Here is a 21,503-nt window from a genome sequence, read left to right as displayed (position 1 = left end):
GCTTAGCTATGTATAGCTAGCAACAGAGTATCTGCTGCTCTAAAAGCGATGATGAGAAAAAGTATTCATTGAAACCATTCAAGAAAGGCGCTCTATTCCTTTCCTTATTCACTGGTATCGCAAAAAAACCGAAATCCGTGCCCGTTGGCAAAAGTGAATGCTGGATAACACACAAGTACTTCAGCAAAAGCTGTTCCAACACTAAAAAAGCGGGCTTATTTATTATATTTACATTAATTTACAACAACTTAAAAACACCCACTTCGAAGGTAGTGGGCAATTTCGTTGTTGTAAATTTGTCCGATGAGTTAGCCAAAAGGTTAACTGTTGTTTTTTAGAGACAGTTTCCCATGCCAATGTGTTCACTTTTTAAACTCCACACGGCCTTTAACTGCTTTAACATTTGCATAGCGCCTCTTCTTACTTTTAATTTCTCCATACTTATTAGATAGATAGCAACTTCTTGTTTGATTTTCAGCTGAGATTTTTTCGAAGTTGGCAGACGCTTTGCACTTCATTATTTTGATAAATACATCGGACACGATTTCTGAAAAGAAATAATTGAGATGACATAAAGACGTTTTTAGCTTTGTGTTCATCAACAAAGTAACCCACTGCAGAGCGACGTATAAGGGCAGCGCGATGTAGAAGAGCGGCGCATCGCAAAAGCGCTGACTCCCGACACGCCTTGCAAACTTATTGAACGTTTGCGCTGCAGACGGTGGGCTACTGAAAATACTAAGGAGTTATCACATGCGTAAATCAATCACACTTATTGCAGCGGCACTTACTGCGGCAACAATTCCTCTTACAGCAATGGCCGACAAGCCAGACTGGCGTTACGTAGAAGGTGGTTACACCAAAATGGACTTTGACGACAACGAGTCTTTCGAGCCAGACGGCCTGACCGTTAATGGTAAATACCTTTTAAACAGCAACTGGTACCTAAACGGCGAGTACAGCTTCTTTGAAGAAGGTAACTTCGATTTTGATATGCTTACACTGGGTGCAGGTTACCGCTTACCTGTAAACGCCACGACAGATGCCTACTTCGGTGCGAATCTAGAGCGTATTGACGGCGACGTAGACGACGAGACTGGTTACAGCATTAATGCAGGTCTTCGCTCAATGATTACAGAGCAGGTAGAGCTTGCTGGTGAAGTGGGCTATTACGATGTAGACGATGGAGAAGCGACATTCAAAGTAGGCGCTAACTACTACATCACGCCACAGTGGGCAGTTGGTGCAAACTACAAAATCATTGATGATTTAGACATTATGCAGGTAACTGCACGCTACGCTTTTTAAGCCTTCCTCTCCTCAGGTAGGTAGCCGGGTTGCTCGACCCGGCTTTTTTGTGTCTGCATTTCAAGAAGACGTCTATTTTTTCGCTTCGTTTTCTATTCAGCTGTGTCGCTGGGCTCAATATCTTCTTTTCTTTTTATATCCACACTTTCGTGAAGCTCTGAGTATACTAGTACTGCCTCGCCCGACTTTAACCTGTCTAGCACCTGCTGAACTTTTACTTCTAGCTCAACTTCCTCAGCGCCATAGTCGGTGCCTTCGCGTAATACAAAAGCTTCAGCCAAGCTATAAAGCGTATCGCCTTCTAACGCGTCGATGGGAATTATCATTCACTCTCCTGGGAAAAACGTTTTATAAAACTCAAACCACACCAATATAATATCACTGCGGTATTAGCGGCTAACATAACCACAGGTTGAGTTTACCGGTAAGGCTTCGCTAACAAAGCGTTTTACGCGCTCGTGCAGCCAAACCTTCGGATTTAATACAGAGCCTTGCATGAAGCCAACATGACCGCCGCGTTCACTCAACTCTACGGTGACATTACGCGCAAGCTCTTCTTCTTTCGGCACAATTAAGTGGTTCATAAAGGGGTCATCAATGCTATGCAATACTAACGTTGGGCAGTGGATGGCGCTTAAAAAGTGATACGCGCTACACTTTTCATAATAGTCTTGCGCATCTGCAAAACCGTGCAGGGGAGCCGTGATCTTTTCGTCAAATTGAGTAAAGCTAGTAATGCCTTCTACATCACTTTTTGTAAGCTGAATAAGCTTACGATAATCAATGTATTCCATCTTCTTACGCAAAGTATCTTTCATGCTAGTAAGTAAATACTTTTGGTATACCCGCGAAAACCCCTGATTAATTGACTTTGCGCACTCAGATAGTTTAAGTGGAGAAGAGATGGCAACAGCCGCCTTCAGCCACTTTTGTGCCGGGTTTTCACCCAACAGTTTCAACAGCATATTACCGCCAAGCGAAAAGCCAATAGCGACTTTGGGAATACGAGGAAATTTATCGTGCAGCCACTCTAAGAAAAAACTAGGGTCTTCTGTTTCGCCACTGTGATAAGCGCGCGCTTTTAAATTTGGCACACCGCTACAGCCGCGATAATGCATCATTACCACCTGCCAACCATTCACAGACAGTTGGGCCATCATATCGTTCGCATAATGCGACTTGATGCTGCCTTCCAATCCGTGAAACATCACCACTATCCCTGATGTTTCTTGTGGTTTGGGGCCCCATGCTACGTCAACAAAGTCGTCATCCGGTAAGGTTAAACGCTCCATGTTATAAGAAAGGGGCAAGCGCTTTTGAATAAAACGCGGCCATATGGTTTGCACATGTCGGTTCTTTGCCCATCCCGGCACTTTAAAGCTACTTTTTATTATCTTTCCATGCGATAGCGCTGATTTGCTCATTGTATTTTCTTATTGTGTTTTTACGATAATTGATTAACTACAAGGCTCACTAACTGGCGCGCCTCTTTGTTGTCGCGTAACTCGTATGCATTAATGAACGCAGCGATAGACGCGTTAAATATATTCGCTGGCGAGGCCTGCTGACCCAAGTTCGTAACCGCCTGCTCATTAAAAGACGCAACGATGTCTTGCTGCTGTTGCCTTTCAAGTTCTAATTCTTGCGCTTTAAGTGCATCGTAGGTTGTTTGCTCACCACCTTTCTCTGGGCTTGCTGCTTTGCGCTTCTCGCGATGCTGCTTTAACTTTTCGTCAGTGCTCGCTGATGCCGCTATAACCGACTTAAGCTGAGGCAAATTTATAATGACATTATTCTCTAAACACCAGCAAATCAGCAAGAGAACGTTTACATTCACCTTGTGGTTGTCCTGAAGTAAAAGCGCGAGCGGTGCCATATCGCCTTTCGTATAGCGAGATACACTGTACTCCCAAAACACACTGCTTTTTATATTAGGCGCTGACATTGTCATACTCTTCTCGTTTTTGCTCTATCTGCTCTTGGGCATCTAGCCATGCCATCTCTTCCTCTTCAAGCTGTTGCTTAAGCTGAGTTTGCTTGTCGAGTAAGCCCATGAGTTCTGCTTTTTTGTCGTCGCTGTAAAGCGAGGTATCGGCGAGTGATGCTTCTACCTCTGCTAATGCGGTACTGCATTTCTCCATGGCTTTTTCGTGTTTTTCGATGGCTTTTTTAAGTGGCGCTACGCTTTGTCTGAACTCGGCTTCGCGGCGCTTTTCTTCTTTACGATCTAACTTGCGTTCCGGCTTACTGTGCGCTCCGGCCTCGTGGTGCGCGCCGTTTTTAGCGTCGCTGTTGGCACTTTTAGCCTCGCTGTTGGCCTTGGCTTTTTCTGCCGCCTGCTGTTTTAGAATCCAGTCGCGATAGTCATCCAAATCGCCTTTAAATGGCTCAACTTCACCGCTGTCTACCAAATAGAAATCTTCACAAACCGAGGAAAGTAAGAAGCGGTCATGCGATACCAGCACCATAGCGCCTTCAAAACCTTGAAGAGCAATATTAAGCGCGTGGCGCATTTCTAAATCTAGATGGTTGGTAGGCTCATCGAGCAGCAATAAGTTAGGTTTTTGGTAAACAATTAACGCCAACACCAAACGCGCCTTTTCACCACCTGACATAGGTGCCACGGGCGCCAATGCTTCATCGCCGTTAAAACCAAAACCGCCCAGATAGTCGCGAAGCTGCTGTTCAGTCGCTTTTTCATCAATGCGTTGCAAATGTAAAAGGGGAGTGGCGTTAGCGTCTAGTGTTTCTAACTGGTGCTGCGCAAAATAGCCAATTTTAAGACCTTTAGCGGTATTAAAAATGCCCTGCTTGGGCGCATGAACGCCCGCTAATAGCTTAATTAACGTTGACTTACCTTGGCCATTTCTGCCTAAAAGACCTATTCGGCTACCGGGTACTAAATTCAGTTTTACCTGTTGGAGAACTATATGGTCATCGTACCCCAGCTGTATTCTTTCCATTTGAACCAGCGGGTTAGGAAGCGCTGTTGGCGGCGCGAAGGAAAAGCTAAACGGGCTAGCCATATGGGCTGGCATTAACGTTTCCATTTTCTCTAGCTGCTTAATACGGCTTTGCGCTTGCTTTGCTTTACTAGCCTTGGCTTTAAACCGCGTAATAAACGAGTTTAGATGGGCTACCTTTTGCTGCTGCTTTTCATACTCAATGTTTTGTAAGCGTATACGCTCAGCACGCTGAGTTTCGTAAGATGAATAATTACCTGTGTAAGTAACAAGCTTCTGTTGCTCAACACTGATAATTTGCGCCACCGTATTATCGATAAATGCTTTATCGTGAGAAATAAGTAACAAGGTACCTGTATAGCGTTGAAGCCATTTCTCTAACCAAATCACGGCGTCTAAATCTAAGTGGTTAGTGGGCTCATCAAGCAGCAATAGGTCTGAAGGGCAAAGAAGTGCTTGTGCAAGGTTTAAGCGCATGCGCCAACCACCGGAAAAGTCACTCACTGGTGCGCTTAACTGCACATTAGTAAATCCAAGGCCGGAAAGTATAGTCGCTGCGCGTGATTCTACATCGTAGGCCCCAGCCTGCTCTAGTTGCCCATGAATTTGGCCAATTTTCACGCCGTCTCCGCTTTTTTCAGCGGCATCTAGCTTAACCTGTAAATCACGTAAATGTTTGTCGCCGTCTATCACGTAATCTATCGCAGTTCGATCAGTTGCTGGCGTTTCCTGAGCTACGCTTACAATTCGCCAATCACTTGGAACGCTGCAATCTCCGGCATCGACGCTTAGTTCACTGCGCAACAGTGCAAACAGCGTGGACTTTCCGCAGCCATTGCTGCCTATAAGCGCCACTTTGTGGCCTGGAAAAACCTGTGCCGACGCTTCTTCCAACAGCATTTTGCGGCCGCGAAGTAGCGATACATTTGAAAGCTTAATCATGACTAACCTGTGATAGAACAATCTAGGGCGCGTATAGTATCAAAAACTTAAGGTAAAAGCTGATCAACACATGCCATTTCAAGGTATAATACTGGCGAAATTCCCCAAAGGTGTATGTATGTCAAAACGTGTAAAACGTCGCTTTGTAGCAGGGGCTACGTGCCCAAAATGCCGAGAGCTAGATACTATTTCGTTATATTTTGAAAATAACGTGGAAAAGCTGGAATGCGTCGCATGTGGGTACAACGAAGCGCAAACTGACGAAAAGGTCAGTGCCGCTACTCGCTCCAACGAAAACGTGATTGGTATTTTCAAACCTCACTAGCATTCCTACTCACTGTTAAGAAAATCTTACCATCAGGCCTGTGTAACACCTTATCATACTGTACTCAGGCTTTTTAAAACCTTCTCTGGATACCGCGCCAGTAGCGACTAACGCCCTTACCGAGGAAAAACGCTCTCCAAGGCATGTTTTTTGTATTTATTTCTCTAAGGAGTGAAATATGAAACACGCTAAAAAACGATTTTGCTATGTAGTAGCAGGGCTATTGCTCATGCTCATCGCGTTTAGGTTGTACCTTCCTTATGCCGCAGCCACATACATCAACAACACACTAAGCCAATCGGACCAATACAATGGTCGTGTGGGCGATGTTGATTTAATGCTGTGGCGAGGTGCCTACAGCTTAGAATATGTGTTGCTGTATAAAGCGAACGGACAAATAGATAAGCCGTTGTTTAAGGCTGACTATGTGGAGTTTACACTATCGTGGTCACAGCTTTTTAAAGGTGCGGCCGTTGGCAGGGTGGTGGTAAATTCTCCCGAAATTAACTTTGTAGACGGAAACACGGAAGAAAAGAGTCAGTCGGGTAAGAACGAAAATTGGCTGTCTATTGCCGACCAATTGTTTCCTCTGCGCATAGATAAACTCACCATTAACAAAGGGAAAATTGCCTTTCACAACCCTGATACCTCTCCGGCTATCGATATTGCGCTGCACGACATTCATCTTGAAGTGAATAATTTGGTAAACAGCGACGATTTATCGGACACCCGCGTGGCCACAGCTACAGCGAAGGGCCAGACGGCAGAGCAAGGTACTATTTCATTAAACGCCAAGCTTAATCCAGCAACCAAAGCTCCTACCTTTGATTTAGACATTCAAGCTGACAACGTTGGTCTGGTGAATTTTAAAAACCTGCTTGATACCTATGCACCTTTTGACTTAGAAGCCGGAACGCTTACGCTTGCTGCCGAGGTCGCGTCTAACGAAGGGCAGGTAAAAGGCTATATAAAACCTATTTTGCATAACGTTGAGGTATTTTCTTGGAAAGGCGACATTGAACGTGACGGAGACGGTTTTATTGAAGGCAGTATTGAAGCGATTTCCGCGTTTGTCACTGAACTGTTTGAAAACCAGAGCCAAGACCAAATTGCCACACGTATTCCTATTGAGGGCGATTTATCTAGCCCAGATACACAGACTTGGGAGGCATTTACGGCGATATTAAAAAACGCATTTATTAAAGCGTTTCAGGGCGATGTAGAGGAAAGTGTAGAGCTTGACCGATTAGAGTTAGACAGACTGGAAAACCCTGAAAAGTCTAATTAAAGTCGCAGAGGTTTTTTCTCCCTCTGCTCAGGGCTTTAACCGCTAAGGGCTTACTTAACCGCTGAGGGCTCTGCATGAGCCCTCGCCGTCATAGCTGCTGTTATAAGGTACTTATATGGTACAGCTATCACCACAATCGTTGGCACCGTCGCGCATGCCTTCAATTTCTTGGCTTTCTTGCTTGTCTTTTTCAGCCTGCTTTTCGGCTACTGATTGCTCTACTGAGTCAAAATCGATGCTGTCAAACGCATCCATATCAAAATCACTCATAATTTTCTCTTTTAAATAGTAAAAAGGCTTCTTTAACTGAAGCCTTTGTATCGGGGCGCAAGTGTAAATCAATTAGACTGTCAGGATAAATGCAGTCTTAACCTAACTCATAACAAGATAAACTAGTGTTTAACCCGTAGCTTATGCAGCTTGGTTTTATGAACCTTTGATTTTACTAATTTGTCGACTGCCTATGAAAAACCACATTCAAACCAAAGTGGCGCCTATGCCATTTAAAGATGGCTATTATTAATAGTGCGGGGGCGGGGTTTCTTCTGATTGCTTAGCAATATTAGACGGTTCTATGCTTTTAACACGGTCTATTACGTGACTTACTTTAAACGCCAAATCATCAAGTTGCTTTTGCTGTGAAGCCAGCGCTTCGTTTAGTGCCTCGATAGTGTGTTCTTGAAAGGCTACTTTCATCTGTAACTCTTCAATATAGCTATTGGCGCTATTTATTTGCTGCTCTAACTGCTCAGCGCTTTTGTCTGTCATGTAAATTCTCTATCTCTCTCGTTGCCATTCTTCGGCAAGGCCACTGCTACTTATAGACAGTATATTATCATTGGGAAGGAAGCCGACGCCATAAACAACTGCGGTTGGCGGTGAAATAGACTCTCTCGATGCCACTTGAATTGACTGAACTTGCTCGCCGTTTTTCAAATTCCAAAGATAAACCTTCCTGGCTGGCGAGCCTGTTAGTAAATACTGGCCATCTTTTGAAAACTCGACGTCGGTGAAGATTTTTTGTCGTGAAGCAAACTTAAGTGAAGTCACGGGCTGCCCGGTTTGTACATTCCACACTTGCGACTTACTTTGACTGTCGGCAGTAAAAGCAAACCGGCCTTCATCATCCAACGCAACTTTGGTCACTCGGGTTGGATGCGTGAAGGTGTGGATAATCTGCCCAGTGTCTGTACTCCACAAATAGGCAATATAGTCATTGCCACCAGTAAGGGCAAACTTGCCATTAGGTGAGATATCAATGGAATTAACTTTTTCCTGATGTCCAAAAAATTCGATGCGACGAGAGGTGCGCGGCTCAAAATACATCACCTTGCCATTTGAGCGAGCGACGAGTATGCCATTACCATTATTGGTGACTACCACGTCGCGAATAGAGGACTCATCTATTCGCCAAAACCCTTCTGGTTCGCCAGTTTCTAAACTCCAAAGAGCAAACGCTTCACGGTCAGCAGTTACCACATAGCGCTTGTCTGCACTAATGTGCACTGACATCACTAAGTTGTTGCCTTCCCCTTGATGACTCCAATGATAGAGGGGTTCGCTCTGCCCAATTCGCCATACATTGACCCCATTGTTCACGCCAGATACCACCGCTAACGTGCCGTCGGTGGATATATCTGCCGCGTATGCGCCCTCTTCTACATGACGCCACTGCTGTATTGGCGTAGTATCAGGGACAGAACATCCCATGGAATTGCCAATAAGTAAGGTGAGTAACACTATTCTATGGAACATTTGAGGCCTAAACATAATCAAATGGGTTTCGCTTTGTAAACGCTAGGTTTAACATAGCATGGATCACGCATCTTTAACTATCGTGCAAACTGCCTTAGATGCAGCAGTATAGACATAGACGCATGATGATAATAATTAATGGAGACGTTTTTATGCAGAAGTCGCTCGTTGCCTTATCTACTATCGCTGCGCTAGGCCTTTTCGCTTGCCAGCCAAACACATCTGATGAGGCCGCTTCTACAAGCGCTGATAGTGCAAAAACAACTGCTGTTGCAGCAGAAGAAATGACAGATACACAAAAGCAAGCTTACGCCATGGGCGCGAGTATGGGTCTGTTCGTTAGCAACCGTGCCGAACAACAAGAGCAGCTTGGTTTAACCCTAGACCAAGATGCACTACAACAAGGCTTTAAAGACGGCCTGAACGACACCCTTAAGTTTACGCCAGAGCAAATTCAGCAAATCGCTCAACAGGGCGAAGAAGAATTGCGTGCTAAACAGCAAGAAATGGCTGAACAAGCTGCTGAGAAAAACATTGAAGCAGGTCTTGCTTACCTAGAAGAAAATGGTAAGAAAGAAGGCGTGACGACAACAGAGTCTGGTCTTCAATACGAAGTACTTGAAGAAGGCGAAGGCGCAAGCCCAGAAGCAACAGACATGGTAAAAGTTCACTACCGTGGCACCTTGCTTGATGGTACAGAGTTCGACTCTTCTTATAAGCGTGGCGAGCCAGCTGAATTTCCACTTAATCGCGTAATCGCGGGTTGGACTGAAGGCGTACAGCTAATGAAAGAAGGCGCGAAATACCGCTTCCACATTCCATCAGAGCTTGCTTATGGCGCACGCTCAACAGGCGCGATCACGCCTAACTCAACGCTAATTTTTGATGTTGAGCTTCTAGAAGTGGTTAAACCTGAAGCCGAAGCGCAAGCTGAATAAGCTAGAGTTTCAGAAAAGAGAAAGCCGACGCATAGCGTCGGCTTTTTTGTTTTAGTGAGTCAGCGTGATCCTTGCTTACCTTTTCCCTACGAGCTAGTGGATTTTCACCACGCGCGTACCCAAATAGTAATGTGGGTTATTCAATATGCTTGGTGCCTCGAATTACACTTTTAAGCATAGCTTAAAGTTGCAAAATTTCACGGCCCTAACAAAGCTTTTTAGGAACAATTAAACCTTAAAAACTAGGGCTTAAAACTAAAGGTTTTAACGGTTAGGTGCGCGTCGTCTTTCCGTATGGACTCTGAACGTCGCAAAGTGGTTAAGCAATGAGTGCCCTACTTTATACATGGCACACGCTAAGATAAGGTATATCACAGTTCGTACACTATTTAAGCGAACAACTATATCAAGTAAGGCATACAACAATAACAGCGCGCCGCTTAAAAACAGCATAAAACCTATGATAGTGCCGCTGGTTTGAAGCGGATCGCTCCCCGACCGTCGGCGGTTCAACACAGGCATTCTGTTACGCATTCATTTCCCCTAATGGCTAGTATGATATTGATACTACGACACTGACAGAAAGGTTTATGTTCAATAATTATTCAATCTGTCTATTTTGTCACTTTTTACCTTATCGAAAGATTGCGTTTTGCCTTATTACCCACATAAAGTAGGGGTAATTAGCTGGATTATTTATAGGACATTGTGAAAACACCGCTTATCACTCGAAAAGGCTATTTAAAGCTTAAACAAGAACTGGATTTCTTGTGGCGTGAAGAACGGCCAGAAATCACTCGCAAGGTAACTTGGGCAGCCAGCCTGGGCGATAGGAGTGAGAATGCTGACTACCAATACAACAAAAAGAAGCTTCGCGAAATTGACCGTCGAGTTCGTTACTTACGCAAATGCTTAGAGAACCTAAAAGTTGTTGATTACGATCCACAGCAAGAAGGGAAAGTGTTCTTTGGTGCTTGGGTGGAAATTGAAAACGAATCCGGCGCTGTTATGGAGCTTCGCCTAGTTGGCTATGATGAAATATTTGGCCGTAAGGACTATATCTCTATTGATTCACCCATGGCCCGTGCTCTACTTGGCAAAGAAGAGGACGATGAGTTTATTGTTAAAACTGAGGCGGGTACTAAAGAGTGGTGGATAAACCGTATTTGGTACGACGCAACAGATAAACTTTGAATAAAAAGATGGTCTTCTTAACTACCCAGTTGTAACACAATGATCAGACGACTTTCCCTACACCGCGGTGATATACTCACCGCTCTTATTTTCACTACTAACGCTGTGTATGTAAGCCTGTCACACACCGTTTATTCGCCATTGCCTAACGCGAACTTTTAGTATCTTAGAGCGACTTATGATTACCAATAAAATTGCAGAAGAGCTTAGCGTTCAACCCTCGCAAGTAACTGCCGCAGTAAAACTTCTCGATGAAGGGGCAACCGTTCCTTTCATTGCCCGATACCGCAAAGAAGTCACCCAAGGCCTTGATGATACGCAGCTGCGTAATCTAGAGCAGCGCTTGACCTACTTACGTGAGCTAGAAGAACGCCGCGACGTTATTCTTAAATCTATCGAAGAGCAGGGCAAACTAACTGACGAACTTAAAAGCAGCATTGCCGGTGCTGACAGCAAAACAACCCTTGAAGACTTGTACTTACCGTATAAGCCTCGTCGACGCACTAAAGGACAAATTGCTATCGAAGCAGGTTTAGCGCCGCTAGCCGATGCATTGTTTAGCAACCCTGACACAGACGCTGAAAGCAAAGCGCAAGAGTTTGTAAATGCAGACAACTGCGTTGCTGATACTAAAGCCGCGCTAGAAGGTGCTCGCTATATCCTTATGGAAAGGTTTGCTGAAGATGCCGCTTTGCTAGCGAAAGTGCGCCATTACCTTACTGAAAATGCTCACGTAAAAAGTACGGTTGTACCAGGTAAAGAACAAGAAGCGGCCAAATATAAAGACTATTTTGAACACAGCGAGAAATACAAAAAGGTACCCTCGCATCGCGCATTGGCCATGTTCCGAGGTCGCAATGAAGGCATGCTTCATATTCAGCTAGATGCAGATCCACAATCAGAAGAAAAGGGGCCATCTCATTGCGAACACATTATCGCAAGCCACTACGATATCATGCACCGCGGTCGTGGCGCGGATGATTTCTTAGCTCAGGTTGTGCAGTGGACGTGGAAAATCAAAATTGGTTTACACATGGAAACTGAGCTATTCAGTGCCCTTCGAGAGCGTGCTGAAGAAGAAGCCATTGAAGTATTTGCTAAAAACTTAAACGACCTGTTGATGGCTGCACCTGCAGGTGCAAAAACCACTATGGGACTAGATCCAGGTTTAAGAACCGGCGTTAAGGTAGCAGTAGTAGACAGTACAGGTAAGGTGGTAGCAACCAACACCATATTCCCACACGCTCCGCAAAATCAGTGGGATAAGTCTATTCGCACGCTAACAACCTTGTGCAAACAATACAAAGTAGACTTAATCAGCATTGGTAACGGTACAGGTTCTCGTGAAACCGACAAACTTGTCGGAGAAATGCTTAAGAACAATAGCGAACTTACAGCACAGAAAATTATGGTAAGTGAAGCTGGCGCTTCTGTATATTCAGCGTCTGAGCTTGCCTCGAAGGAACTGCCTGAACTGGATGTTTCAATTCGCGGTGCCGTGTCTATCGCACGCCGCCTGCAAGACCCACTCGCAGAACTCGTTAAAATTGAGCCTAAAGCCATTGGTGTAGGCCAATACCAGCACGACGTAAGTCAAAGCCAGCTGGGTAAATCCCTTGACCGTGTTATTGAAGACTGTGTGAACGCCGTTGGCGTTGACCTAAACACCGCATCGCCTGCGCTATTAAGCTATGTATCAGGCTTAAATAAAACTCTAGCGCATAACATTGTTAATTTTAGAGACACCAATGGTGCTTTCCCAGACCGTAAAGCACTGTTAAAAGTTGAGCGTTTGGGACCAAAAGCTTTTGAGCAAGCGGCGGGTTTCTTGCGTATTGTAAACGGCACCAACCCACTTGATGCCTCTGCGGTTCACCCCGAAGCATACCCGGTAGTCGATAAAATTGTAGATACCACTGCGGTTGCAGTTAATGACATTATCGGCAATACCGAGTTACTTAAAAGCTTGTCGCCAGATACCTTTACCAGCGATGCATTCGGCTTACCTACCGTTAAAGACATCCTTAAAGAGCTCGACAAGCCAGGTCGTGACCCTCGCCCTGAATTTAAAACAGCGGCGTTTAAAGAAGGCGTTGAAACTATTAACGACCTTAAACCGGGTATGATTTTAGAAGGCGTAGTGAGCAATGTAGCTAACTTTGGCGCATTTGTTGATGTGGGCGTGCATCAAGATGGACTGGTACATATCTCTGCATTGACCAACAAGTTTATCTCAGACCCTCGCGAGGTAGTTAAAGCCGGCGATATCGTGAAAGTAAAAGTGCTGGAAGTAGACGTACCGCGTAAGCGTATTTCCTTTACCATGCGCTTAGACGACACACCAAATCAAAGTAATAATGCCGGTGGCTATAGCTCTTCAAGTAAGGGCTCTTCAGGTAGAGGTGCGAATAACCAAGGCTCAGGTAAAGATCAAAACAAAGGGGCTGGACGTGCCAACGGTAAAGCAAATCCGCGCTCGAATAAGGGAGGCGGCAATCGCAACAGCCAGCCTCAAAACAGCGCCATGGGCAATGCCTTTGCTGACGCGTTTGCTAAGGCGAAAAAGTAAACCCTAGCCATTCATCATCGCTTATTTTGTTTTATAAAGGGCTTGTCGCAAGACAGGCCTTTTTTTGTTGCTCTTCCATTTATCCTTTCGCTTTTGCTACATTAGTTATGGTGCAATGGAGAGTATTAACGCTCAACAATATTTGCGTAAAAAGCATTAATACCAATCCGTATAGTTAAAGATACCGAAACAATGAAAAGGTGTGGGTCACACCGAAACCGAAGTTCGTATGTTAGTAGCGTTTAACGAAGGTAATGTTGCTCATTTGACCTCAGCCTTTTTCCAGGCAGTACTTTCGGACAACCATAATGAGTTAACGGCCAACGACCTTTGATGTACGCGTGTTTCATCTAGCTCTACAGCAAAGATCACCTGCCCTAATCAGAGGATGATGTTATGAACTTACCTGTTTCAGAAAGCATGCTAAATGTCAGCGCAGACTACCCCGACCTTCGGGATCGCTATTACCAACCCAACCTCTCCCCGCTTAAGCCTTTTATCGATCCGCCGGGTAACTTGGGTATATTAGACCAAGGCCAAGACGGCGCCTGTACAGGCTTTGCCTTGGCCGCCACCATAAATTTTATCTATCGCCAACAAGGCCGAAAACATACCGTGAGCCCATGGATGCTTTATGCCATGGCAAAGCGTCACGATGAATGGTTGGGCGAAGCCTATGACGGTTCGAGTTGCCGCGGCGCTATTAAAGGCTGGTATAACAGTGGGGTGTGCAGCGACTCTCTGACAAAAGATATTAATCACAGCAACGAATTTGAAATGACCCTCGCCATAGCTGATAACGCCAGTAATCATAGGCTTGGCGCATACTACCGGCTTGAACGGGAAATTAGCGATTTTCATGCTGCACTTAATGAAGTGGGTGTTATTTTTGTGTCAGCAAGAATACATGAAGGCTGGAAAGACGCCGAGGGCGACGCGATAAAATTAAGGCCTGAGCCCATGGGAGGCCATGCGTTCGCCATTGTTGGCTATAACGATGAAGGCTTTTGGATTCAAAATTCGTGGGGTACGGATTGGAAAAAGTCAGGGCTGGCACTCTGGCGATACGATGACTGGGCGTTAAATGTTATGGATGCTTGGGTGGTACAACTCGCACTTCCTATTTCAGGTACGGGTACCTACCATCAGGCTACGCGCTCTATCGCACAGGGGCTGTTCTCTCGCTCTACACCACGAGTAAGTATTCAAGATCACTTCGTCCATTTTGATGACGGGCACTTTGATACTAAAAGTAAATATTGGAGCAACAAAAACCACGTCGATACCATTATTGAAAAGCTCTCTGACAGTAATCATCAGCATGTAATGCTGTACGCGCACGGCGGCTTAAATAGCATTAAAGCCTCGGCTAAACGCATTGCCGCCATGAAAGACACCTTTCTTAAAAACGATGTGTACCCCATTCACTTCATGTATGACACAGGCATGCTTGAAGAGCTAAAGGACATTTTGGGCTTTAAGAATGAAGAAATTAGCGCCAAAGTCGGGGCATTTACCGACTACACCGATCGCATTTTAGAATGGGCGACACGTAAAGTGGGCGGCGCACTGTGGCGTGAAATGAAATCAGACGCTTGCACGCCTTTTACCCGTACCACGTCCGACGGCACCTACTTTTTGACCAAGTTAGCTGGCTATCTTAAAAACAACCCAAGGATACAGCTGCATGTTGTGGGTCATTCGGCAGGCTCTATTTTTCATGCACACAGTCTATCGAGGTTATTCAAAGTTGATGAAAATATAAAAGTAACAAGCCTGCATTTAATGGCCCCAGCCATTAGCTACTCACTATTTAACGAAAAGCTTTCGGAGTTTATAGAGGGAGAACATATCCAGTCGACCACGATTTACAACTTATCCGAAGCATTAGAAAAAGATGATCACGTGGCGCGTATTTACCAAAAATCATTACTTTATTTAGTATCAAATGCATTTGAGCCTAAACCGGAGATGCCATTATTAGGTATGGCAGTGTTTAATCAGCCGCTGTCTAACGTAACGTTTGAATACAGCGAAGGAAAAGAAGGTGATGCGACGGCAGCTACATCCCACGGTGGATTTGATAGCGACGTAGATACCATGAACTCGGTACTTTCAGATATCACTGGCGGTACACCTAAATATCCGTTTACAAAGGCGATATTAGATTATTGAGGCTTGCTGATGTGAAGAAGCCTTTGCATAAATGAAAGTGCCGTTCTTGCGATTTAGCTCGCAGTTTTTTTGGGCTAGATCGTGATTTATTCTGTAAGCTAAATTGTTGGTGTAATGTGAAGCAGCCAGCGCTAACTTGACGCTATTATGCTTGAAGCCGGCTATTATGCTTGGAGAGATATACCTTCTCTTAACGGGGTGTAAGCTTGCAGATAAGCATTTTGAATGCGGCCTATTCTTGTCTGCATGGCGTCAGGCGCATTTGCCTCTAACCCCTGCGAAGATATAGCGTTTGCGGGGTTAGACGCACTATCCAACACTTCGTCTGCCGCCGCTCCTATTCTTGGGCCAGTGTTAATTTCGGACTCAGTGATAGTTTCAATACCTGAAACTGTATCGACACTATCAGTTGGAGTCTGCTCTGTAATAGATTCCACTGTTGGTGGGTTATCAGCTTGCGCTTTAGCAATCTCACTTCGCGCCTCTGTCGCTTTTTGAGATGCCTCTGCGGCCACTTTTAAGTCTTGCGAAGAAGGCTCAGCTGGTGCGAGCGCTGCGGCGCGCACCTGTTCCATTTTTTGCAGCGTTTCTTCTGGCGTTTTTTCTTCTGAGACGTCAATAGACACCTCGCCATCGGTAACATAGCGCTTATTATCTGGGCCTGTAGTGTATTCATATCGCGGTGCACCAGCGTACTGCCCACCTGTTGCCGCATGCGCCTGCTCGTGAACTCTTACTTCCTGATCGCGAGCTTTTAGCTGTTCAATTTCCGAAGCATCTTGCTTCTCTTGTTGCTGTTGCTGCCTGTCTTTCGCGTCTTGCTTGCCTGCACTCTCGTCCTGCGCATTGTCTTTTTCTTGCCCAAACACGTTTTGGAAAGCGGCTTGAAGCTCGGTTTGTATTTGAGGACGTTCGTAGGTGACAGGAGCTGGCGGCTGACCCGGGCTTTTAGCCTTATCAGTTTCAGAACCTAAACCTTTTTGAGAAGCGCCTTGCTGGGAGTCTGATGCTTGGGGAATAGTTTCCCGCTGCACGTTATCTCTACGGGCAGATTCTGTATTTATGTTCGCCGTGGGATAAGCAATGGCGTTAAGGATTGGCGTTACTATATTCACCGTACCAGCTCCACTTAAGCCAATACGTCAATGATAGTGCCAAGCATCTCGTCGGCCACCCCTAAAACTTTGGCAGAAGCTTGGGCATTACGCTCGTTTACATTAAGCGCAATTAAGTCGTCGGTTAAACGCGTAGTGCTAGAAGCGGAGTTAGAAGAAGCGTTGTTTGTTTCGCTGCTAGCCACTGTAGGTTGAGCGGGTGCAATCGCATCTTCAGCTGTGCGCTGAGCAATATTTGCCGCTGCCTGCGATACGCCGTCGCTTGCACTTTGTAACCCATACTGAGCCGCTGCAAATGCAGAGCCTGCACTTAAACCATCAATATTTGTCATACACTACCCCTAACCTCTCATGTGCAATTATTGACCAATTTCACACAAATGGAAAGACATGTATCACACACTGCCATTAACTTATTGTAAGCAGGCGACTTTTAATTAGCTGTAACGAAGGAAAAAGCTTCAAGCCACTGATTAATAGCAGTTTGAAGCCCTGTTAAGGCGTTAGATCAAGACGCTTTCTGTTGGTAAATTCCCGCAGCAAAACGAAATAGAATATCGGCGGTTTGCTGAGGATGAGAAATAAACGGTGCATGGGAGGCGTGTGGCAGTACGACGGTATCAGCTTGCGGATGGAGCTCGCAAATTCGGTCTATACCGCTGGTCGGCACCAAACTATCTAATCTGCCATACAATCGTAATGTAGGCGTAGTTATGCGTCCTACATCGTGTCGCATGTCTTCAGTAGACAATATACGTAAGCCTTTCTTAAGCGCTTCCTCAGCGGGTTCTGGAAATTGAGTGACCTGCTCTCTTATTGCCTTAATATCTTGCTTTGCCGTTTCACTACCCATAGCCTGAATTGCCAAAAAGCGTTCGAGTGTCTTTTGGTAATTCTTCTCCAGCTGTGTTTCAAACATAGTAAGTAAATCAGCCGCAATGCCTGGCCAGCAAGGTCCAGCTATAAAACGAGGCGTTGAAGCAATAGTAACCAGTCCATTAAGCTTTTCTGGTGCTAATAACGCGAGCTTTTGAGCTACCAATCCACCTAGTGACCATCCAACCAACACGCACTGGTCTGGCAGTTTGTCTACAATAGCTTGGGCAAGGGACTCAACATTGTAAGGTGAAGGCACGATTTCCGCGTTTTCTCCAAACCCAGGAAGGTCGATGGTGGTAACGCGAAAACTATCACTAAGGTAAGGGATAAAGGATGTGAACGCGCCGCTGTTCATACCCCAACCGTGAAGAAATACAACATCTACGCCTGTACCCTGAGTACGGGTGACAAGCTCGCCATTTGTATGCAAAATTTCCATTTACACCTCCTTAGGCAGAAACGTGTTTTTTGAGGGAACACGAAATGATGAAAATAGGTCGACGTTCGACAATTCAAGGAAGTTGATGGAATCAACACTATGAACCTTTCATGCTTGCTATGTTATCAGGCAAGTCCTACGCCAGTATGTCACTGGTGTGAAGATGACATGTTTTTTTTCGAAGCCTCATTACATGGGAGTAACCTACTTCAATACGGCCCTGTGGCAGGCCACGTCAAGCATAGCCACTACGACGCACTATCCGTGCTCGGGCTCCATACATGGCCCATGTCATCGCTGGTTCACCAGTTAAAGTTTACGCACTCACTGACGGCAGGGAAAGTATTAAGTAACTGGTTTGTCCATAAAAAGCGACAGTGCACTCTATCAGTGCCAGATGTACTGCTTCCGGTTCCAATTAGTGCATGGAGGCTTGCAAAGCGTCACTACAACCAAGCTACGCTTTTGTGTGAAAGCTTAAGCCGCGAATTAGGTATACCCATTAACCAAGCGTGGGCTAGCCGCAAAGGCTTTAGTGTGCAGCACCACTTATCCAAGCTGGCCAGAGCAGAGAACGCAAGCCGTGTATTTAATTTATCTAAGCAGTGTATCGATGAGGAGATAGCAACGACGCACGGTAATAAAGATCGCAGCGATTTCACCGTGGCGATAGTGGATGACGTGCTTACTACGGGTGTGACCGTAAACACATTAAGTAAAAGACTTAAGCAGCGCTACCCAAATATACAGATTCAAGTGTGGGCAGCGGTATTTACGCCGCCACCCAAAAGCAGCTTATTGCTAAAGGCGTAAGGCTAATATAGAAAAATGCGCTGTTAGGCGCGGCATGCACCGCGCTTCATAAACTGATTTAACGGATAAAATGCGACTGGTAAATTGCATTAGCTAGCATTTTGTTCGTGCCGTACCAGTAGCCTCTAAATTGCGTATTGTCGGTAAAACCAATGACCACACCACGTCCCATCTTCTGAGTTGTCACCGCGGTCGATTCAGCCATTAACGCAACCATTCTTTTATCGCTAAACCCTGCCACAAGGGGCTCGTCGGTGTAGCGTGCTGGTGTGACAAACGGCGAACTACTTGCTTCCACGATCATATTGTTCGTTTTAAACATAGGTAGCGTGTCATCGCTATAGCCATAAAAAAGTGGATGCGTATTATCAATATCCGCTTCAAATACAGCGCCAGCCACCAACTTTCTGGCATAGAGGGACGAGCCGTCTTCGTAGCTTAAATCGCTTTCATCGAAGGCATTATCTATCGTCTCTCTACTGATAATGTCCGCATCTAGCCACTTGTGTTTAGCGAAGTAACGCAGTGCAGATTTCTGGCCTACAATCACGCCACCGGCTTTCACCCAGTCTTCAATTTTCGCTCTGTCGTTCTCTGTAAAGCGATAGCGACCGCTTGGAAATAGAATGTGAGTGTATGTGATGCTAGGGTCATTAAGCGCACTTAATAGATGTTGTTGCTCAACAATGCTTGCTGATAAGCCGACTTTTGTATCGAAGTAGTGCCACATTTCTCCTACTTCGTATTCACTCGTCCCTTCACCCCCTACAATTAATACCTGCGGTAAGCCCACTGGCGCCATACTTCGGCTACCTAAATCATTACCTGTCGGCGTTAATCCACTGCTCAAGCTAAACACAGGTACTTGAAGTTGTTGCTGCGCTTTGCTCAAAATGGCTACTAAGTTTTCGGGCTGCCCCAAACCTTTAGGCACCACGATACCACCGGGCTGAAGGTCAACGTTTTTGCCGTCGTATTGAATAGCGGAAAACGCTTTTTCACTGCTTCGCACTTTCACACCGGCTTCCAGTAAAGTTTGAAGCATGGCGGGCGCGTAATAGTGCTGCCATGAAAACGCGTAGGCATAAGCGTTTTCATGAATATTATTAAGTGTTGCTTGTGCTAGAGCAGAGTTGTCACTTAGCGCAAGGCTTCGCACATCGCCCTTGTCTAAAGCCGCGTAGTCCAAGTTAAATGCCATAGCTAAATTCCACGTTGAAACATCATAGAAGGTGTTATTTTCAAATGATGTTTGCGTAGAAAAAATTGATTTTACTAGGCGGTATTGAGGTTGGTTAGTAGGGATAAATATTGCCCTCCCAGCCTTGTAGCTAATCTTATTCGCATCGAAGTTCTCTGTAAGCACTTCATATAAAATGTGATGCTGCTCAAGTAATGCGATAAATGCGTTAAAACGAGCGGTATCATTCGATGCACTTACCACAAATCCAGCCTGTGCATCTTGCTTGGCCAAAGACTGCGTGCTCTTCACAAAGCCCGATTGGTAATCAAGGATTGCAGCCTTATTTGCCAACGCGCCTCTAAAGGTACTCAGAGACGTGGTAATTTGGTTCGCTATAGTGTCTTTGAAAGCAAGCTTGCCGTTTATAGAGTTTTGCATGTGTCCCCGCGAACTGGCCTGTTCAAACAGTATACCCACGCTTCCGTGTAAATCTGGATAGGTAGACCCTTTACCAGCGTAGAAATCGTCGAATGCTTCTTCGGTAAAATACAGCTCGCCTTGTTCGTCAAATGCAGCCGCGTGATAATGCGCAAGCGCTTCGGTTAAGGTGACGTTCTCGTCTGGCGTTAAGGGGTTTTTGCGCGAGCGTACGCCGGGCTGAAAGAAATAGGTACTGTCTGTGCCCATTTCATGAAAATCGGTCAGAATATGTGGCCGCCATTTATGAAACTGTTTAATACGTGCCTGCGACTCTGGGTGCGCCAGCAATAGCCAGTCGCGATTTAAATCGAACCAGTAGTGATTTGTTCTGCCTGACGGCCACCCCTCGTCATGTTCACGGTGGCGGCTGTCAGAAACTAACTGCTTGCCTTTGTGCATATTTGCCCACTGAGCAAAACGAGAGAGTCCATCGGGGTTGAAAGATGGATCAAACAGCACAATATTGTTGTTCAACAAGGCATCGATTTCTTCGCCTTCAGCGGCGGCTAAGTAATAAGCCAGCGCTAGCGAAGCATTGGTACCGGAAGGTTCGTTACCGTGAATACTGTAGCCCATGTAAAAAATCAGTGGAGCGTCGTTACCTACTTTTTTGCCACTTTCCATGGCATCAATGTGCTGCTGCCTCATGACTTCAATGTTGTTTCTGTTTGACGGTGCAGTGATAGTCATAAGTAAAAGCGGGCGATTTTCGTGGGTACGGCCAGTTTCTTCGATGGTAATGCGGTCAGACTTCTCGGCAAGAAGCTGCATATAGTTTACGACTTGGTCGTGACGTACGTGCCACTCACCAATGTTGGAACCAAGTACAGATTCAGGCGTAGGAATAGCTGGGTTGTAGGATACTGTATCAGGTAAGTATGCTGTAACTGGCTGCCCACCTGTATCAGGGGTAATACTAACCACTGATGATAAGGCTGGCTGTGCCAATGCTTGCTGGCTGGTCGTCGCCCCAAGACCGATAGAGCCAAGCGCCAACAATAAAGCGAGTGTTAATAGGTTCTTTTTGGCGGAGTTTTTTAGTTTCGCTAACATAGCGCTTCCCGTCTTGTTGTTATGGTTGAGAGTAATAGCGGTGTACGCCACTCTCAACAAATTCGATTCATTGGAATTATTTAT

Annotated in this window: 21 protein-coding genes; 9 read left to right on the top strand and 12 right to left on the bottom strand. The window is 45.5% G+C overall.

Going from position 1 to position 21,503, the window contains the following annotated elements; genetic code table 11:
• Positions 1-753 precede the first annotated feature (753 nt).
• Positions 754-1,308, top strand: coding sequence for an outer membrane beta-barrel protein (locus ACYTPF_RS10650; protein WP_179985016.1), 555 nt, complete (start codon positions 754-756; stop codon positions 1,306-1,308).
• Positions 1,309-1,400: 92 nt separating this feature from the next.
• On the opposite strand, the gene ACYTPF_RS10645 is transcribed toward ACYTPF_RS10650, so the two are convergent.
• From ACYTPF_RS10645 to ACYTPF_RS10630, 4 genes are all read right to left on the bottom strand, one after another.
• On the bottom strand, positions 1,401-1,634 hold the full coding sequence (locus ACYTPF_RS10645; RefSeq protein WP_269917915.1) for a YheU family protein: 234 nt from the start codon (positions 1,632-1,634) through the stop codon (positions 1,401-1,403).
• 63 nt (positions 1,635-1,697) lie between these two features.
• Positions 1,698-2,732: a hydrolase gene (locus tag ACYTPF_RS10640; protein ID WP_118491212.1), complete on the bottom strand. Its 1,035-nt coding sequence runs from the start codon at positions 2,730-2,732 to the stop codon at positions 1,698-1,700.
• A gap of 20 nt (positions 2,733-2,752) precedes the next feature.
• Positions 2,753-3,253 (bottom strand): TIGR02444 family protein, encoded by a 501-nt coding sequence (locus tag ACYTPF_RS10635; RefSeq protein ID WP_461852190.1) that lies wholly within the window; start codon positions 3,251-3,253, stop codon positions 2,753-2,755.
• A complete protein-coding gene (locus ACYTPF_RS10630; RefSeq protein ID WP_461852189.1) occupies positions 3,240-5,213 on the bottom strand; it encodes an ATP-binding cassette domain-containing protein in 1,974 nt (657 codons plus the stop codon). Before ACYTPF_RS10630 ends, ACYTPF_RS10635 begins: the two co-directional genes overlap by 14 nt.
• A 118-nt stretch (positions 5,214-5,331) precedes the next feature.
• Between ACYTPF_RS10630 and ACYTPF_RS10625 the strand changes: the two genes are divergently transcribed.
• The gene (locus ACYTPF_RS10625; protein ID WP_461852188.1) at positions 5,332-5,538 is read left to right on the top strand and encodes a YheV family putative zinc ribbon protein; all 207 of its coding nucleotides are present in this window, start codon (positions 5,332-5,334) and stop codon (positions 5,536-5,538) included.
• 178 nt (positions 5,539-5,716) lie between these two features.
• Positions 5,717-6,826: a DUF748 domain-containing protein gene (locus tag ACYTPF_RS10620; RefSeq protein WP_461852187.1), complete on the top strand. Its 1,110-nt coding sequence runs from the start codon at positions 5,717-5,719 to the stop codon at positions 6,824-6,826.
• Between the two features lie 111 nt (positions 6,827-6,937).
• Here ACYTPF_RS10620 and ACYTPF_RS10615 read toward each other — a convergent pair whose 3' ends face one another.
• The 3 genes from ACYTPF_RS10615 to ACYTPF_RS10605 all read right to left on the bottom strand — a co-directional run bounded on the left by ACYTPF_RS10615 (position 6,938) and on the right by ACYTPF_RS10605 (position 8,536).
• Positions 6,938-7,096: a hypothetical protein gene (locus ACYTPF_RS10615; RefSeq protein WP_012520154.1), complete on the bottom strand. Its 159-nt coding sequence runs from the start codon at positions 7,094-7,096 to the stop codon at positions 6,938-6,940.
• 249 nt (positions 7,097-7,345) lie between these two features.
• On the bottom strand, positions 7,346-7,594 hold the full coding sequence (locus tag ACYTPF_RS10610) for a SlyX family protein (RefSeq protein WP_179985022.1): 249 nt from the start codon (positions 7,592-7,594) through the stop codon (positions 7,346-7,348).
• Between the two features lie 9 nt (positions 7,595-7,603).
• A complete protein-coding gene (locus ACYTPF_RS10605; protein WP_461852331.1) occupies positions 7,604-8,536 on the bottom strand; it encodes a WD40 repeat domain-containing protein in 933 nt (310 codons plus the stop codon).
• A 197-nt stretch (positions 8,537-8,733) separates the two neighbouring features.
• Here ACYTPF_RS10605 and fkpA point away from each other — a divergent pair, with 197 nt between their 5' ends.
• Positions 8,734-9,519, top strand: a complete 786-nt coding sequence (gene fkpA, locus ACYTPF_RS10600) for an FKBP-type peptidyl-prolyl cis-trans isomerase (protein ID WP_179985023.1) — start codon at positions 8,734-8,736, stop codon at positions 9,517-9,519.
• Between the two features lie 264 nt (positions 9,520-9,783).
• On the opposite strand, the gene ACYTPF_RS10595 is transcribed toward fkpA, so the two are convergent.
• A complete protein-coding gene (locus tag ACYTPF_RS10595; protein WP_461852186.1) occupies positions 9,784-10,053 on the bottom strand; it encodes a hypothetical protein in 270 nt (89 codons plus the stop codon).
• Between the two features lie 174 nt (positions 10,054-10,227).
• On the opposite strand from ACYTPF_RS10595, the gene greB reads away from it, so the two are divergent.
• The 4 genes from greB (at position 10,228) to ACYTPF_RS10575 (ending at position 15,457) form a co-directional block, all read left to right on the top strand.
• The gene (greB, locus tag ACYTPF_RS10590) at positions 10,228-10,713 is read left to right on the top strand and encodes a transcription elongation factor GreB (protein ID WP_179985025.1); all 486 of its coding nucleotides are present in this window, start codon (positions 10,228-10,230) and stop codon (positions 10,711-10,713) included.
• Positions 10,714-10,891: 178 nt separating this feature from the next.
• A complete protein-coding gene (locus tag ACYTPF_RS10585; protein ID WP_461852185.1) occupies positions 10,892-13,282 on the top strand; it encodes a Tex family protein in 2,391 nt (796 codons plus the stop codon).
• A 202-nt stretch (positions 13,283-13,484) separates the two neighbouring features.
• A complete protein-coding gene (locus tag ACYTPF_RS10580; protein WP_461852184.1) occupies positions 13,485-13,616 on the top strand; it encodes a hypothetical protein in 132 nt (43 codons plus the stop codon).
• Between the two features lie 62 nt (positions 13,617-13,678).
• Complete coding sequence (locus ACYTPF_RS10575) at positions 13,679-15,457, top strand: C1 family peptidase (protein WP_461852182.1); 1,779 nt, start codon at positions 13,679-13,681, stop codon at positions 15,455-15,457.
• Positions 15,458-15,621: 164 nt separating this feature from the next.
• Here the strand turns inward: ACYTPF_RS10575 and ACYTPF_RS10570 are convergent, their stop codons facing one another.
• From ACYTPF_RS10570 to bioH, 3 genes are all read right to left on the bottom strand, one after another.
• Positions 15,622-16,572: a putative metalloprotease CJM1_0395 family protein gene (locus ACYTPF_RS10570; RefSeq protein ID WP_461852181.1), complete on the bottom strand. Its 951-nt coding sequence runs from the start codon at positions 16,570-16,572 to the stop codon at positions 15,622-15,624.
• A gap of 14 nt (positions 16,573-16,586) precedes the next feature.
• Entirely contained in the window at positions 16,587-16,904 is a 318-nt protein-coding gene (locus ACYTPF_RS10565) for a hypothetical protein (RefSeq protein WP_179985029.1), read from the bottom strand.
• Between the two features lie 176 nt (positions 16,905-17,080).
• Positions 17,081-17,890, bottom strand: a complete 810-nt coding sequence (bioH, locus tag ACYTPF_RS10560) for a pimeloyl-ACP methyl ester esterase BioH (protein ID WP_461852180.1) — start codon at positions 17,888-17,890, stop codon at positions 17,081-17,083.
• 99 nt (positions 17,891-17,989) lie between these two features.
• On the opposite strand from bioH, the gene ACYTPF_RS10555 reads away from it, so the two are divergent.
• Positions 17,990-18,703, top strand: a complete 714-nt coding sequence (locus tag ACYTPF_RS10555; RefSeq protein ID WP_461852179.1) for a ComF family protein — start codon at positions 17,990-17,992, stop codon at positions 18,701-18,703.
• Positions 18,704-18,761: 58 nt separating this feature from the next.
• Here ACYTPF_RS10555 and ACYTPF_RS10550 read toward each other — a convergent pair whose 3' ends face one another.
• Positions 18,762-21,419 carry a M14 family zinc carboxypeptidase gene (locus ACYTPF_RS10550; RefSeq protein WP_461852178.1) on the bottom strand — a complete coding sequence of 886 codons (2,658 nt, stop codon included), beginning with the start codon at positions 21,417-21,419 and terminating at the stop codon, positions 18,762-18,764.
• Between the last annotated feature and the right edge of the window lie 84 nt (positions 21,420-21,503).

It is taken from the genome of Alteromonas sp. HB246098 (genome assembly GCF_054890645.1).
The sequence above is the reverse complement of the archived record's forward strand: the minus strand, read 5'-3'. Positions and strand labels throughout refer to the sequence as shown.